The following is a 14,338-nucleotide window of genomic DNA, read 5'->3' as shown; positions in this document are numbered from 1 at the left end:
AATGTTTTGACGTTTTCTTTTGCTACATTTGCATCGTGTACGTAAACGAAGTATGCCAATAACCGATTATTATAAACTTTAAAACGTAATAGGATTATGAAAACGAACTATGAAATTCGCTATGCAGCGCATCCCGAAGATGCAAAAAGTTACGATACCAAACGCATCCGTCGTGATTTCCTCATTGAGAAAGTATTTTCTGCTAACGAAGTAAATATGGTATATTCCATGTACGACCGTATGGTTGTAGGTGGTGCAATGCCGGTAGGCGAAGTGTTGAAGCTGGAAGCTATCGATCCGCTGAAAGCTCCGTTCTTCCTGACTCGTCGTGAAATGGGTATCTATAATGTAGGTGGTCCTGGCGTAGTAAAAGCCGGAGACGCTGTATTCGAATTGAATTATAAAGAAGCTCTCTATTTGGGCTCAGGTGACCGTGAAGTAACCTTCGAAAGCAAGGACGAAAAGAACCCTGCTAAATTCTATTTCAACTCACTGACTGCTCACCGTAACTATCCTGATAAGAAAGTGACGAAAGCTGATGCAGTAGTTGCTGAAATGGGTAGCCTGGAAGGTTCTAACCACCGTAATATTAATAAGATGTTGGTTAATCAGGTATTGCCGACCTGCCAGTTACAGATGGGTATGACAGAACTTGCTCCGGGTAGTGTATGGAATACAATGCCGGCACACGTTCATAGCCGCCGTATGGAAGCTTATTTCTATTTTGAAGTGCCCGAAGAACATGCAGTTTGCCACTTCATGGGTGAAGTTGACGAAACCCGCCATGTATGGATGAAGGGCGACCAGGCTGTATTGTCTCCTGAATGGTCTATTCACTCTGCTGCCGCTACTCACAATTATACCTTTATTTGGGGTATGGGTGGTGAAAACCTGGACTATGGAGATCAGGATTTCTCTTTGATTACCGATCTGAAGTAATATATTGAGTAAATCACGACTCTGAATCGTAAATTAGAAACAAATAACTATTAAACCTAAGTAAATAAATTATGGTAAACTTTTCATTAGAAGGTAAAGTAGCACTTGTAACCGGTGCTTCTTACGGAATTGGTTTCGCTCTGGCAACTGCTTATGCACAAGCCGGTGCCAAAATCGTGTTCAACGACATCAAACAAGAATTGGTAGACAAAGGTATTGCTGCTTACAAAGCCGAAGGTATCGATGCTAAAGGTTATGTATGCGACGTAACGAATGAAGAGCAGGTAAACGCTATGGTTGCCCAGATTGAGAAAGAAGTGGGCGTGATTGATATTCTGGTAAACAATGCAGGTATCATCAAGCGTATTCCGATGCACGAAATGTCTGCTGCTGAATTCCGTCAGGTGATCGATGTAGACTTGAATGCTCCGTTCATCGTATCAAAAGCTGTCATTCCTTCTATGATAAAGAAAGGTCACGGCAAGATTATCAACATCTGCTCTATGATGAGTGAATTGGGTCGTGAAACTGTATCTGCTTATGCTGCTGCTAAGGGTGGCTTGAAGATGCTGACTCGTAACATCGCTTCTGAATACGGTGAATATAACATCCAGTGTAATGGTATTGGTCCGGGTTACATTGCTACTCCGCAGACTGCACCGCTTCGCGAACCGCAAGCTGATGGTTCTCGTCATCCGTTTGATGCATTTATCGTTGCTAAGACTCCGGCTGCACGTTGGGGTACTCCTGAAGATTTGATGGGTCCTGCCGTATTCCTGGCTTCCGATGCTTCTGACTTCGTAAACGGTCACGTACTCTACGTTGACGGTGGTATCTTGGCTTACATTGGCAAACAGCCTAAATAAGTATATGAATAGATAATGGGAAATGGATAATTGATGCTGTCAGTTATCCATTTTTCCCATTATCTATATCTTCATTATCCGTTTTCAATTATCAATTGATTAAGCAATATGAAAAAGTTATTCCTTTTACTGGCAACAGCATTTGTATGTTTTGCCTGCACCAACACTAAGGATGTGGTTACTGTAACGGTAAGTAATCCTCTAGCAATGGAGCGTTCCAATGAAATGGTTGAAGTGGCTATGAGTGACATCTCTAACCAACTGAAACTGGCTGACACAGCTCAGATTGTGGTTCTGAATGCTGACGGACAACAAGTCCCCTATCAGATTACTTACGATGAAAAAGTTATTTTCCCTGCAAGCGTAGCTGCGAATGGTACAGCTGTCTATACTATCCAGGCAGGTACACCTGAGAATTTCGCTGTAAAGGCTTGTGGTAGATATTATCCTGAACGTGTGGACGACGTAGCATGGGAAAACGACCTGGTTGCTTTCCGTACCTATGGCCCTGCTTTGCAAAAGAGTGGTGAACGTGCTTTCGGTTATGACGTTTGGACAAAGTACAATACTACTGAACCGGTTGTAGAAGCTCGTTATGCAGGCGAATTGAACCCGGAGACCAAAGCTAAGATTGCTGAACTGAAGAAAACTGACCCTAAGGCTGCACAAGAGCTGTATAAATCAGTTTCTTATCACGTAGACCATGGAAACGGTCTGGACTGTTATAAAGTAGGTCCTACACTGGGTGGTGGTACTGCTGCCTTGATGCCCGATGGTGAAATCGTATATCCTTATTGCTATGCAACACAGGATATTCTGGACAATGGTCCGCTGCGTTTCACTGTGAAGTTGGTTTATAATCCTCTGAACATCAAGGGAGACTCTACAGTAGTTGAAACACGTGTTATCACGTTGGATGCAGGTTCTCATTTGAATAAAACAGTTGTGGTTTATGATAACCTGAAAGAAACTACTCCGGTAGTTGCTGGTATCGTATTGCACGAACCGGATGGTGCTGTAGTAGCTGATGCTGCTAACGGTTATATCACTTATGTAGATCCTACGGATAATGTGAATAATAACAATGGTAAGATCTTCGTAGGTGCTGCTTTCCCGGCTACTGTAAAAGAAGCTAAATCGTTGCTTTTCCCTGAAAAGGAGAAGAATGAACTGCGTGGTGGTGCCGATGGTCATGTACTGGCTATCAGCGATTACGAACCGGGTTCAGAGTATGTTTACTACTGGGGTGCAGCTTGGGATAAGGCTGACATCAAGACTCCGGAAGCATGGAATGCATATATGGCAAATTATGCTCAGCAAGTACGCAATCCTTTGACGGTGACAATTAAGTAGTCGATACTGTATAGAAATAAAAATGCCCTCTGAATATTTTCCATTCAGAGGGCATTTTTTATATAACTATGTAATTAGGATTACAATAACTTAAACTCGTATCCTTCTTCTTCCAGAAAATCAAGTGCCCGTGGTAATGCATATTGCAGGTTCCCGTTATTCCAGGATTTTAATGAATCATGGAAAGTGATAATAGAGCCATTTCTTGCATATCTCATCACATTGGCAAGTACTTGCGGACCACGTAACTTCTTACTGTAATCACGGGTTACTAAATCCCACATTACAATTTTATAGCGTCTTTTTAATACGAAATATTGTCCCCAACGCATATGCCCGTGTGGCGGGCGGAAGAGGTCTGTTTTCATCAGTTCGTTTGCTTTGTCTGTATTGGCAAGGTAATTATCAGACAAATACTCAAATCCGCGAATATGATTGAAAGTGTGGTTGCCAATGCGGTGCCCTCGGTCTATTACCATCTGAAATACATCAGGATGCTTACGTATATTGTCTCCCACCATGAAGAAGGTGGCTTTAATGTTGTGTTTATCCAATAATTCAAGTACCCAAGGGGTTACTTCGGGAATGGGGCCATCATCAAAAGTCAGGTAAACGGCTTTTTCGTTAGGGTCCATTCGCCAGATGGCACCGGGGTATAGCTTTCGGACAAACTCAGGAGGTTGTTCTATAAACACGATTGTTAGTAATTAGCGATTAGTGATAAGTGATTAGTAGTTAGCGGTTAGTGATAAGAGATTAGCGGTTAGGGTGAATGTTAGGGCACAACCGCTAATCATTGATCACTAACCGCTAATCGCTGTTTTTTATTTCATCCGGTCAACACACATTTGATATAGCTCGTTCAGCTTGCTGTCGTATACAGGAGCCAGTTCGGAGTTATACTTCTGCATGAGTTTAACTTCTGTGCTGAGGATAGGCAGTTGATAGTCAACAACTTCATGGCTGGACATTGCAAAGCGTTGGTCATCCAGGCTCAGATACCATGTGAGGTATTCCACAGCTTTATCGGCAAGTGCCTTCATGATGTTGTCGCCTTTCTCTTTTTCACCCAACTGATAGTATGCTTCTGCCATTTGCATAGCACCATTTTGCCAGTCATAAGGTACGTTATAGGCAGGAATCATCTTCTCGGCGTACTCTAAGGCTGCTTTAGCTTTATCCTTTTTGCCTTCGCGTATCAACTGACCAATGAGTTGTGAGAAGATACGGCGGTGAGAATAACACATACGCATAGCATTCTCATCAATATAGATACCTTCCTTGTCGATGCCACCGAATTTGAATTTGTTCATCAAGTTGTCGTACATCTTTTCGCTATCCAACTTGACACCAGTCTTTTCAGTATCAAACGGAGTGAAGCGGTAAGTCAGACCTTCCTGAACGAAGTGGTTGCCCATGCCAAGGTGGTTTTCCGTACCTACGCTGACTGCCATGTAGATAGGACGTTCCCAATTGGCTTCCGCCAGCATTTCAAGCATCATCAGTTCGCTCTTATAGAGTGCGCGTTTACCTTTCAGTGAAATGTGCATATAGTCGGGGATACTGTCACCCGGTATCATCATACCACTGCGGCGTACTGCTTCCTTGTCCACCTTCATCACGATGCTGTCTGTAGGAATTACCTTAAGGTCATCATTCTTGCTGCGTACCCAGTATTTCAGGATGTTCTGAAGTTCGTACGGATTTTCTCCGAATTCTTTCTTCACATTCACCAATGCTTCAGGATTACCGTTCAGTGCCTGCTTTTCAGCCTCAGCATAGAGGGCGTCGATGCTCTTTTTATAATCAGGCTGTACAGGGATGTATTCATTGGTTCCTTCTACATACTCCATACGGTCCCAAGTGATGGGCAGTGACGGAGAGTCGTAGGCAGGACGTTTCATCTGGTCGATGTACCAGTCCGTTTGCAAGTAGCTGAGGTTGCAGGTACGTGCATCGGTACGGAAACCTTCTGTCTCCTGATTGTACCATAAGGGGAATGTATCGTTATCACCGTTGGTGAAGATAATCGGATTGCCGGTTTCTTGCAGAGACATCAGGTAGTTCTGGCCAAAGTCACGTGCCAGATAGCGGTCGCTGCGATCGTGGTCATCCCATGTCTGGCTTGCCATCTGTATGGGGACAAGCAGGCAGACAACAGATACCAGCGTTGCTGCGGGAAGTTCTTTCATCTTGGCATAATGCTGCAACAGACGGACAATACCTGCCACACCCATACCTATCCAGATGGCAAAGGCATAGAACGACCCGGCATATGCATAGTCACGTTCACGCGGCTGACTCGGTGTCTGGTTCAGGTAGAGCACAATGGCGATACCCGTCATAAAGAATAGGAAGAACACCACCCAGAATTGCTGGATGCCCTTTTGTCCACGGTATGCCTGCCATAACAGGCCAATGATACCGAGCAACAAAGGCAGACAGTAGAAGACGTTGTGTCCCTTATTGTTTTGCAGCTCTTGTGGCAACAGGCTTTGGTCGCCTACCAGGAAGTTATCGATGAACGAAATTCCTGTGATCCAGTTACCATGTTCTATTTCTCCACTACCCTGCAGATCGTTCTGGCGTCCGGCGAAGTTCCACATGAAATAGCGCCAGTACATCCAGTTGAGCTGGTAGGTGAAGAAGAACTTGATATTTTCCCACTGTGTAGGCATATTCACCATCACCATTTGTCCGCATTGGTCGTAAGGAATGTCATTACCTTTTATGTCTACCCAAGCTTGATATTCCCTGGCGTGCTGACTGCTGTACATGCGCGGGAAAAGCATGTTCTGAGCATATTCGTATTCGATACGTCCGGGAATTTCGATATAGCTATCCTTTTCATCGGGCGTAGCTTTTTCTTTGCGGATAAATTTGGTACCACTGTATGAAACGCGCGGTTCGCAATAACCGTCTTTTACATCGAGGGCAACTTTAGAAGAGAATGCTTGTCCGTAGAACAACGGACGGGTTCCGTATTGTTCGCGTCCCAGATATTCACCCAGCGTGAAAATGTCTTCTGGTGAGTTCTGGTCCATCGGCGTATTGGCTGTAGAGCGGATCACGATGATGGCATAAGAAGAATATCCGATGACGATCATCATTGTACAAAGCAATGATGTGTTCAGCGTACGTGCGGAAATGCGATATTTCTCTTTCATGCTGGCCTGCATCTTCGGACTGAGATAGAAGAACAGGAAAGCGATAACTATAATACCTATTACTACAGCACTTGTTCCGTGTCCGTAGAATGGGATACCCAACAGGGCGATAGTCAACACGAAGGAGATGGCCATACGCATCTTGTTTTTCTCCGTGTAGCTTTCGTATATACCCCAGATAATGGAGCCTGCCAGCACAATGATATAAACCATTACACCACTGTTGAAGGACATTCCTAACGTATTTACGAAGAACAGTTCGAACCAGCCGCCCACTTTCACAATACCCGGTACCATACCATAGAGTACGACAGCTACCAAAATGCCGGAAGCAAGTAATGCCAGCAATGAGCCTTTGGCATTTGCGTTTGGTACTTTCTTGTAGTAGTAAACCAGCACGATGGCGGGTAAACAAAGCAAGTTCAGCAAGTGTACACCAATACTCAATCCGGTCAGATATGCAATCAGGATAAGCCAACGGTCGCTGTGCGGTTCGTTAGCTACATCTTCCCATTTCAGTATCAGCCAGAATACAACGGCTGTGAAGAGAGAAGAGAATGCATAAACTTCACCTTCAACGGCACTGAACCAGAAAGTATCACTGAATGTATATGCCAGTGCACCTACCAGACCGCTACCCATGATGGTAATCAACTGTCCTTTAGTAATATTATTTTCATCTGTAGCCACAAGTTTGCGTACCAGATGCGTAATACTCCAGAATAGGAACAGGATACAAGCGCCACTCATCAGTGCACTCATATAATTCACCATTTTAGCAACGGTGCTCGGGTCTGAAGCAAATTGTGAAAAGAGGTTAGCTACCAGCATGAAGAAAGGTGCTCCGGGTGGGTGTCCTACTTCCAGTTTGTAGCCGGTAGTGATAAACTCCGGGCAGTCCCAAAAGCTTGCAGTCGGTTCTATAGTCATGCAGTAGACCGTGGCTGCAATGATGAAAGTAATCCAACCTACGAGGTTGTTTACGGTTCTGTACTGTTTCATTCGGAAATAATTCGTTATGTTTTTAAGTTATATCTCTGTATTTTAGCGTACACGGGCGCAAATATAGTGATTTAACTGCTAAAACTGTGGAGGTAAGGCATATTTATTAGGATAGGTTAAAAGATATACATTGATTTTGATAGTGAAGGATTTCATGCCAATGTGGTTAACCGAGTTCTGATGATATTGTAACTGGGGCTATTTCCCATTACGGCTGAATGTATTTCCCATTATGACTGAAGGCATTTCCCACTACGACTGAATGTATCTCCCATCGGGACTGAAACTATGTCCCACTGCGATAGATTATAGTGGAACATCAAGTGCTCTACAGCACAGGTAGTTATGCACTTTTTGCTTAGTGGGACATTCGGTAATACTCCCTCCTGAACCACAACTCGAACACCGGGTCGGAGAACACGTACCGTTCTCCCTCTTTCTCCATGAAGTCACGTTCAGTCAGTATTCGTTTGTTTCGTGTGATAGTTTGGGCACTTCCCAGTTCATATTTGCGCACTACGGCGGCAGAGTTGAGGCGGTATTCACCGTCGGCAACTGCACGCAGCATGGCTGTTTGGGCGGCGGTTAGGTTCTCGGTGTCGTTCATGAACATGGGCATGTTGGTATCTATTAGTTGGCGGGTACGGACTTCGATGATATCGTCTGTCACTCGTCCGGAAGTGCCGCTCCAGATAAAGTAGCACAGTTGTTGCAGATACCACGAATGGCACTTCACGATGTCGCACAAACGTTCCGCTTGCTCTTCGCTGATTCCTTTCTCAGTTCGGCGGAAGGCATTGATGATGAAAGGTACCCATTCCTCTTTCTTAATCTTTTGTAGGAACAGTACTTGTCCGAAACGATAAAAGGGATTGGACGAATTGTTGAAAATGTCCATCATCATGTGCCGCTTGCTCCCATAGAAACAATAGGCTACCCGCTGTTGTTGCTGCCAGACAGAGCGCATCTTGCCTTCCATACTTTTATAGTCAGGCAATAATGCCAATTGTTGGAATTCATCAATGCATACTATAAGTTGTATGCCTTTGGCAGAAGCTATTTTTTCGGGTAATTCCAATATCTCCATGACATCTCTTTCTTCCAACTCGAACTTTAGGTCGAAAGACATTATGTCGGAGGCATCGCTTTTCAGAGTAATACTGGGAGAGATGGTTTTCAGGAAGTGTTTTACATCTTCCAGCCGCTTTTCGAGCGTGGAGGCTGCACATGTAATGACTTCCCGGACAAACGCACGGTAGAATTCGGCTTCGGTTTTGATGCTGAATGCATCAATGAAGCATACACGGATATGTTTGTCTTCATGCATCAGCTCGTCCATTGCTACCTTTACAAGCGAAGACTTACCCCAACGACGCGGAGAGATAAGCATTACATTAATGCCCGATCCAAGCAACTCTTTCAGTTGCTTACGTTCTTCTATGCGGTTGACGAAACTCTCTTTATCGACCAGCGTACCGTATTGAAAAGGTGATTTCATAAGCTGTTTGTTCTTGATTCTAAGGACAAATATACAAATTATACATGAATGTATAATACATCTATGTATAACTTTGTTTGAAATATGTGCAAAACACCACTTTTGTACTTGTTCTGGTAATGATTTGTATCCTTCCTTGTTCTTTTCAATGTTTGCTGTTACAACATCCACATCCATCTCCGTACTTATGTTCCGCCAATATGCGATGTGGCAGAGCTCCATGTCCCAGCAGTTCTATCGGGCAATTGAAGTTCCGTTCCAGCCATTCTTCGCTTACACCCGTGTCGGGATGGTAATCCAGCGTCTCATTCACGCAAGCGATGGATTTCACCTGTTGCAGCACTGTACCGATGTCATGGCTGACAAGAATGATAGCGCAATCATGGTTAATTTCAGCCAGCAATTCGTAAAGCCGGGCTTCGAAGCGCTTGTCTATATATGTACTGGGCTCGTCGAGGACAACAAGTGCCGGATCGGAAATGATGGCACGTCCCAGTAGGGCACGTTGCAATTGTCCGCCACTCAATGCACCGATAGCACGTTTTTCCAGACCTTCCAATCCCATGCGGGCAATCACTTGCCTGGATTTTTCCCGATGCGTCGCAGTGAAGCGTGAAATCAGTGACTTTTGTGAACTGAGTCCTGAAAGAATCACTTCTTCCACTGTTATAGGAAATTTACGGTCAATGCTATTGTATTGAGGCAAATACCCCATTTTTAGAACGGAGCGATTGGTAGTCAGTGCCGGGCGTTGCGCTGTGCCTCTCTGCTTGTCACTTGCCACGAATCGCTTATCACTATATAAAATTTCTCCTGCTGTAGGTTTCAGCAGGCCGAGAATACACTTGATGAGCGTTGTTTTTCCGCCACCGTTGGGGCCGATGATGCCCAGAAAATCCCGGTCGTAAACGGTGAGGTTTACATTACGCAGCACTGTACGGCTATCATAACCGGCGCTGAGATTTTTTATTTCGATAAGGGGCGTACTCATTTCTTTACTCTATTTTACAGTCTCCGATTACTTCTTAACGACCAGTTCCCTGGCAATGTTCAACATCTCTTCTTCCCAATCGTAAGAAAGCGGATTGATAGGAACTACCTTCGTACCTGTTTGTTTTGCTATGATTTCTGCATTGCGACGGTCAAATTCGGGTTGTACGAAGATGACACGTACCTTTTCTTCCTTGCAGGTATCTATCAGGTTTTTGAGGTGGGAGGGAGAGGGTTCTTTTCCATCTTCTTCAATAGAAATCTGATGTAAACCGTAGTCGCGTGCAAAGTAGGACAATGCCGGATGATAAATCATAAAGGCACGGTCCGCATTGGGGGCAGAAAGCATATGGCAGATAAGGCTGTCGGTATGTTCTATCTGATTACAGAGGTTTTTATAACGCTCCATGTAAGTTTCTTCGTTATTCTTGTCGATGGTGCACAGGGCGTTTACAATATTTCCGGCAATAATTTGCGCGTTGTAAGCAGAACTCCAGATATGTGGTTCTACGCCGAGGATGTGGTGCTCATCTTCTTGAATAGAATCGTGGATATGCGCTTCGTCGTCGCCGTGGTGGTGATGGGCGTGCGAGGAATCATAAATGAGATCGATACCACGGGAAGTATCGAAAAATTGCAAATGCGGAGCATTATCCGTCAGTTTATCCATCCAGGTTTGTTCAAAACCGATGTAGCCGATACGGAAGTAAGCTTTACTCTTGGCAAGGTCGACAAGTTGTTGCGGAGTAGGGTCATACGTTTCCGGGCTACTACCTTTGGGTACCATACTAATAACGTTGAAGTTGTCTCCTGCAATAGCTTCAGTGAAGTAGCGTAGCGGTTCGATGGTGACGGTAATGACGGGTTTATCGTCTTCATTCTTATTTTGAACGCTGTTATTCTTGCAAGACGTAGCGAGCAGGGCAGCGAGGATGTACAGGAATATTCGTTTCATTTATTTATTATATTTATGGTTTCCAATATTTGTTATAACTTTAGTTGTTTGTTCTCTTGGTTGCTCTCAGTATTTCCCGTTTTCCGCCCGGAGGTCCCGGAAGGCGTTCCACAAAGAAACCTACAGTTTGCAACATACGGCGAATAACGCCTTTGGCGCAATACGTCGTCATTATACCCCCTATATTCATAGATACATAGAGTGAACGGAATAATTGTTCGTTCCACATTTCCGGTTGCTTTTCGGGGGCGAAGGCATCGAAATAAACGAGATCGGGATTTAGTGATAAGGTGTTAGTGATTAGTGATGAGTGGGTTGTATCATGCTTATCACTAATCACTAACACTTTGTCGCTATTTGCATCCGCCTGTATTTTTCGCAGAGTGAAGTACGGGGCTATCTTCACATCTTCTTCCCACGGTGCAGTATGTAACTGCTTAAACAATGGATTGTCACTATATCCCAATGCATTGATTTCTTCCCAGGCAAGAGGATAAAGTTCAATACCGGTATAGTGTACGGGGCGCTCTTCTTCCTCGGCAGCTTCCAGTGTAAGCAAAGCATTCAGCCCGGTACCGAAACCTATTTCCAGAACATGCGGCTGGGGTGCGGTTGAAGCTTTCAACCCCATATCTATAAAGATGTGCTGCGACTCTGTACGCGCTCCTTTCACCGAATGGTAATGTTCATTCAGTTCCGGCACAAACAGCGTTGCGCTTCCGTCTTCCGTATGCTCTATAGTTCGTTTCATAACTCTTAAAACATTGATATTACTCCTTGCAATGCCAGTAGCATTACGGCATACCGTATCAGCTTTCCAGCAAACATAGACGAAGTAGTCAGCCATACATTGCTACGCATGAAGCCCAGTGCAATGGCTATCGCTTCGCCCACGAAAGGTAGAAATGCGAAGAAACCCATCAGTGCCCCTTTCCCTTGCAGGAAAGCCTGCATCTTATCTACTTTCTCCTTTTTTACTTTGAAATATTTCTCTATCCAGACTATATTGCCTAGCCGTCCCATGTAGTAGCACGTCATACCGCCAATTGTGTTACCCAGGGTAGCAAAGAGTACACACATCGCCGGACTGAGCCCAACTTTCACCAATGCTATCATCACCAGCTCCGAACTGAACGGAACGATACTTCCCGCCAGCAGGGCTGAGATAAATAAACCGAGATAGCCCCAGTCTATCAGGAGTTGAACCAGTGAATCTACAAAAGCGTCCATATATTAAATCCGAATAAAAGTACAAGCCCTGCAAGGGCACAAATGAAAAACACATTGGAAGCCCGACTGTTCGTCAACACCACGAAATGTCCCGTCAGGATACTGACACCTATCAGCAGCAGAGGCAGGAGATGAATCGTCAGAATCGGCTGTAGCAGGATATAGATAAAGATGCAGAAGCTCAGAAAAATAAGAAAATGCAGATAACTGCGGGTACGTATCTTATCTTCGTAACCTGCCACCAGACAGTGGATGGAACTGACCAGGTATAATACGAACAGATAGCCCAATGTAGCTATTTCCCACAAGGGGAAGTCCCATAGATTGATAGGGTGGAATGTTGCCAGTTCGATGAAAGGCTGGTAAAATAAGTTCATTTCATCGTAGAAGTAAGCATGCCCCAATAGAAACCAGTAGGGTAAAGTCCAACCGATCAGACTGCCGAAAAAGCTCTTTGGAGTGAGTGCCTGGAAACCGTATGCACCTATCCAGTAGAGGGGAATAAACAGTGTCAGTTGCGGAAAGAACAGACTACCCAACCCGATAAAGAGGAACGAATAGAACATGGTGCCTGCCGGACGGGGATGCTGGTAGCCCTTAAACAGGAAGAACAAGGATATAAGAAATGCTATCGAGGCAAAGTCTCCGGCATAAACTGGATGCAGGGCCGGACAAACGGATATAAACAGGAAATAAATGGCCGTTTGCACAGATGCCCGCATGCGGATGATGGCAAAAGTATTGTTTAGTTCTATCAGGAAGTAACCGACGACGCCATAGAAGATGAAACTTAAAGGTATACTTGCCCATGCCGGAATATACCCATCTATGATAGTATCCCACAGGGGATAACTACTTTTTATTACCGGAACTTCAGGCAATAGAATAGAGGTCAGTATCCAGCAGAATAGTGACAAGAGGATGGCAGCGGGCAGTGTGAAACGTCCCGCTGTGATCCGGTTCTGTAGTCGTTTACTTCGTATCATATAAAAATGTGGTAATGTGATAAGGTGGTAATGTGATATCTTATCACTCTATCACTTTTATTTAAAGGTCGAAGCCGATGTCACGGCGGAAATACTTCTTGTCAAATTGAATCATTTCCGCAACTTTATAACTCTTGGCAAGGGCTTCTTCTTTGGTTTCACCATACGAACATACGGCAATCACGCGTCCGCCGTTTGTTACCACCTGGCCGTCTTTCATTGCTGTTCCGGCATGGAAGAGAATACTGTCTGTAGCGGCAGCTTCTTCAAACCCGGTCATTACTTTACCTTTCTCGTAAGCTTCGGGATATCCGCCGCTGACGAGCATGACGCAAGCAGCCGTACGCGGGTCCATTGTCAATGTCTTTGTATCGAGGTTCACATCGCGTACACCTTCCAGAAGTTCCACGAAGTCGCTCTGTACACGCAGCATGACGCTTTCTGTTTCTGGGTCACCCATGCGGACATTATATTCTATGACCATCGGTTCGCCTTTCACGCGGATCAGTCCGAGGAAGATGAATCCTTTGTAAAGGATGTCTTCTTCTTGCAGTCCGCGGATGGTGGGCTCAATGATACGGGTACGCACTTTTTCCATAAATACCTCGTCGGCAAAAGGAACGGGAGTCACGCTTCCCATACCACCGGTATTTAGACCTTTGTCACCTTCACCGATGCGTTTGTAATCTTTGGCAACGGGCAGAACTTTATAGTTCTTGCTGTCTGTCAGCACAAATACGGAGCACTCGATGCCGCTGAGGAATTCTTCGATAACTACTGTGGCACTGGCCTGACCGAACATGCCACCGAGCATTTCTTTCAGTTCCTTTTTGGCTTCTTCGAGTGTAGGAAGGATCAGTACGCCTTTTCCTGCGCAAAGACCGTCGGCTTTCAGCACATAGGGTGCTTCAAGGGTTTCAAGGAAAGTGAGTCCTTCTTCCAGATTCTCGGCATTGATGCTTTTGTAGCGGGCGGTGGGGATGCCATGGCGTTCCATGAAGCCCTTGGCAAACTCCTTGCTGCCTTCCAACTGGGCACCCTTGGCAGTAGGGCCGATGATGGCGATATGTTGTGTGGCGGCGTCTTCGGTAAAGCTGTCGTAGATGCCTTCTACCAACGGATCTTCGGGGCCTACCACGATCATGTCTACTTTTTCTTTCAGGGCGAAAGCTTTCAGGGCAGGGAAGTCGGTAGCTTTGATAGCTACATTCTCGCCTACTGCACTGGTACCGGCATTACCGGGGGCTATAAAAAGTTTCTCTACTTTCGGACTTTGGGCTATTTTCCATGCCAGAGCGTGCTCGCGGCCGCCGCTTCCTAATAATAATATCTTCATCTTTATATTTCGTTTA

Annotated in this window: 12 protein-coding genes; 3 read left to right on the top strand and 9 right to left on the bottom strand. The window is 45.0% G+C overall.

Features of this window, described 5'->3' with window-relative positions:
• The first annotated feature begins 96 nt into the window (after positions 1–96).
• The 3 genes from kduI (at position 97) to DWW10_RS09600 (ending at position 3,158) form a co-directional block, all read left to right on the top strand.
• Positions 97–939: a 5-dehydro-4-deoxy-D-glucuronate isomerase gene (gene kduI / locus DWW10_RS09610; protein WP_022393114.1), complete on the top strand. Its 843-nt coding sequence runs from the start codon at positions 97–99 to the stop codon at positions 937–939.
• Positions 940–1,010: 71 nt separating this feature from the next.
• On the top strand, positions 1,011–1,805 hold the full coding sequence (locus tag DWW10_RS09605; RefSeq protein WP_022393113.1) for a gluconate 5-dehydrogenase: 795 nt from the start codon (positions 1,011–1,013) through the stop codon (positions 1,803–1,805).
• A gap of 108 nt (positions 1,806–1,913) precedes the next feature.
• Positions 1,914–3,158 carry a DUF4861 domain-containing protein gene (locus tag DWW10_RS09600; RefSeq protein WP_022393112.1) on the top strand — a complete coding sequence of 415 codons (1,245 nt, stop codon included), beginning with the start codon at positions 1,914–1,916 and terminating at the stop codon, positions 3,156–3,158.
• An 80-nt stretch (positions 3,159–3,238) separates the two neighbouring features.
• Here the strand turns inward: DWW10_RS09600 and DWW10_RS09595 are convergent, their stop codons facing one another.
• The 9 genes from DWW10_RS09595 to purD all read right to left on the bottom strand — a co-directional run bounded on the left by DWW10_RS09595 (position 3,239) and on the right by purD (position 14,322).
• The gene (locus DWW10_RS09595) at positions 3,239–3,853 is read right to left on the bottom strand and encodes a polysaccharide deacetylase family protein (protein WP_022393111.1); all 615 of its coding nucleotides are present in this window, start codon (positions 3,851–3,853) and stop codon (positions 3,239–3,241) included.
• A gap of 129 nt (positions 3,854–3,982) precedes the next feature.
• Entirely contained in the window at positions 3,983–7,327 is a 3,345-nt protein-coding gene (locus DWW10_RS09590; RefSeq protein ID WP_022393110.1) for a protein O-mannosyl-transferase family, read from the bottom strand.
• Between the two features lie 358 nt (positions 7,328–7,685).
• Positions 7,686–8,825, bottom strand: a complete 1,140-nt coding sequence (locus DWW10_RS09585; RefSeq protein ID WP_022393109.1) for an AAA family ATPase — start codon at positions 8,823–8,825, stop codon at positions 7,686–7,688.
• A 145-nt stretch (positions 8,826–8,970) separates the two neighbouring features.
• Positions 8,971–9,816: a metal ABC transporter ATP-binding protein gene (locus tag DWW10_RS09580; RefSeq protein WP_022393108.1), complete on the bottom strand. Its 846-nt coding sequence runs from the start codon at positions 9,814–9,816 to the stop codon at positions 8,971–8,973.
• A 27-nt stretch (positions 9,817–9,843) separates the two neighbouring features.
• Positions 9,844–10,770, bottom strand: a complete 927-nt coding sequence (locus DWW10_RS09575) for a metal ABC transporter solute-binding protein, Zn/Mn family (protein WP_022393107.1) — start codon at positions 10,768–10,770, stop codon at positions 9,844–9,846.
• Positions 10,771–10,810: 40 nt separating this feature from the next.
• On the bottom strand, positions 10,811–11,521 hold the full coding sequence (gene mnmC2, locus DWW10_RS09570) for a tRNA (5-methylaminomethyl-2-thiouridine)(34)-methyltransferase MnmC2 (RefSeq protein ID WP_022393106.1): 711 nt from the start codon (positions 11,519–11,521) through the stop codon (positions 10,811–10,813).
• 5 nt (positions 11,522–11,526) lie between these two features.
• Entirely contained in the window at positions 11,527–12,000 is a 474-nt protein-coding gene (locus tag DWW10_RS09565; protein ID WP_022393105.1) for a YqaA family protein, read from the bottom strand.
• Positions 11,985–12,983 (bottom strand): hypothetical protein, encoded by a 999-nt coding sequence (locus DWW10_RS09560; RefSeq protein ID WP_182021378.1) that lies wholly within the window; start codon positions 12,981–12,983, stop codon positions 11,985–11,987. Before DWW10_RS09560 ends, DWW10_RS09565 begins: the two co-directional genes overlap by 16 nt.
• A gap of 64 nt (positions 12,984–13,047) precedes the next feature.
• Positions 13,048–14,322, bottom strand: a complete 1,275-nt coding sequence (gene purD / locus DWW10_RS09555) for a phosphoribosylamine--glycine ligase (RefSeq protein WP_022393103.1) — start codon at positions 14,320–14,322, stop codon at positions 13,048–13,050.
• Positions 14,323–14,338 lie beyond the last annotated feature (16 nt).

Origin of the sequence: Bacteroides intestinalis (assembly GCF_003464595.1) — a bacterium.
GTDB lineage: Bacteria > Bacteroidota > Bacteroidia > Bacteroidales > Bacteroidaceae > Bacteroides > Bacteroides intestinalis_A.
This window is presented reverse-complemented; position numbering and strand designations above follow the sequence as displayed.

Bases quoted from the DNA above. Each gene is read 5' to 3' on its own strand.
- kduI (WP_022393114.1), top strand. From the start codon at position 97: ATGAAAACGAACTATGAAATTCGCTATGCAGCGCATCCCGAAGATGCA.
- DWW10_RS09605 (WP_022393113.1), top strand. From the start codon at position 1,011: ATGGTAAACTTTTCATTAGAAGGTAAAGTAGCACTTGTAACCGGTGCT.
- DWW10_RS09600 (WP_022393112.1), top strand. From the start codon at position 1,914: ATGAAAAAGTTATTCCTTTTACTGGCAACAGCATTTGTATGTTTTGCC.
- DWW10_RS09590 (WP_022393110.1), bottom strand. From the start codon at position 7,327: ATGAAACAGTACAGAACCGTAAACAACCTCGTAGGTTGGATTACTTTC.
- DWW10_RS09585 (WP_022393109.1), bottom strand. From the start codon at position 8,825: ATGAAATCACCTTTTCAATACGGTACGCTGGTCGATAAAGAGAGTTTC.
- DWW10_RS09580 (WP_022393108.1), bottom strand. From the start codon at position 9,816: ATGAGTACGCCCCTTATCGAAATAAAAAATCTCAGCGCCGGTTATGAT.
- DWW10_RS09575 (WP_022393107.1), bottom strand. From the start codon at position 10,770: ATGAAACGAATATTCCTGTACATCCTCGCTGCCCTGCTCGCTACGTCT.
- mnmC2 (WP_022393106.1), bottom strand. From the start codon at position 11,521: ATGAAACGAACTATAGAGCATACGGAAGACGGAAGCGCAACGCTGTTT.
- DWW10_RS09565 (WP_022393105.1), bottom strand. From the start codon at position 12,000: ATGGACGCTTTTGTAGATTCACTGGTTCAACTCCTGATAGACTGGGGC.
- purD (WP_022393103.1), bottom strand. From the start codon at position 14,322: ATGAAGATATTATTATTAGGAAGCGGCGGCCGCGAGCACGCTCTGGCA.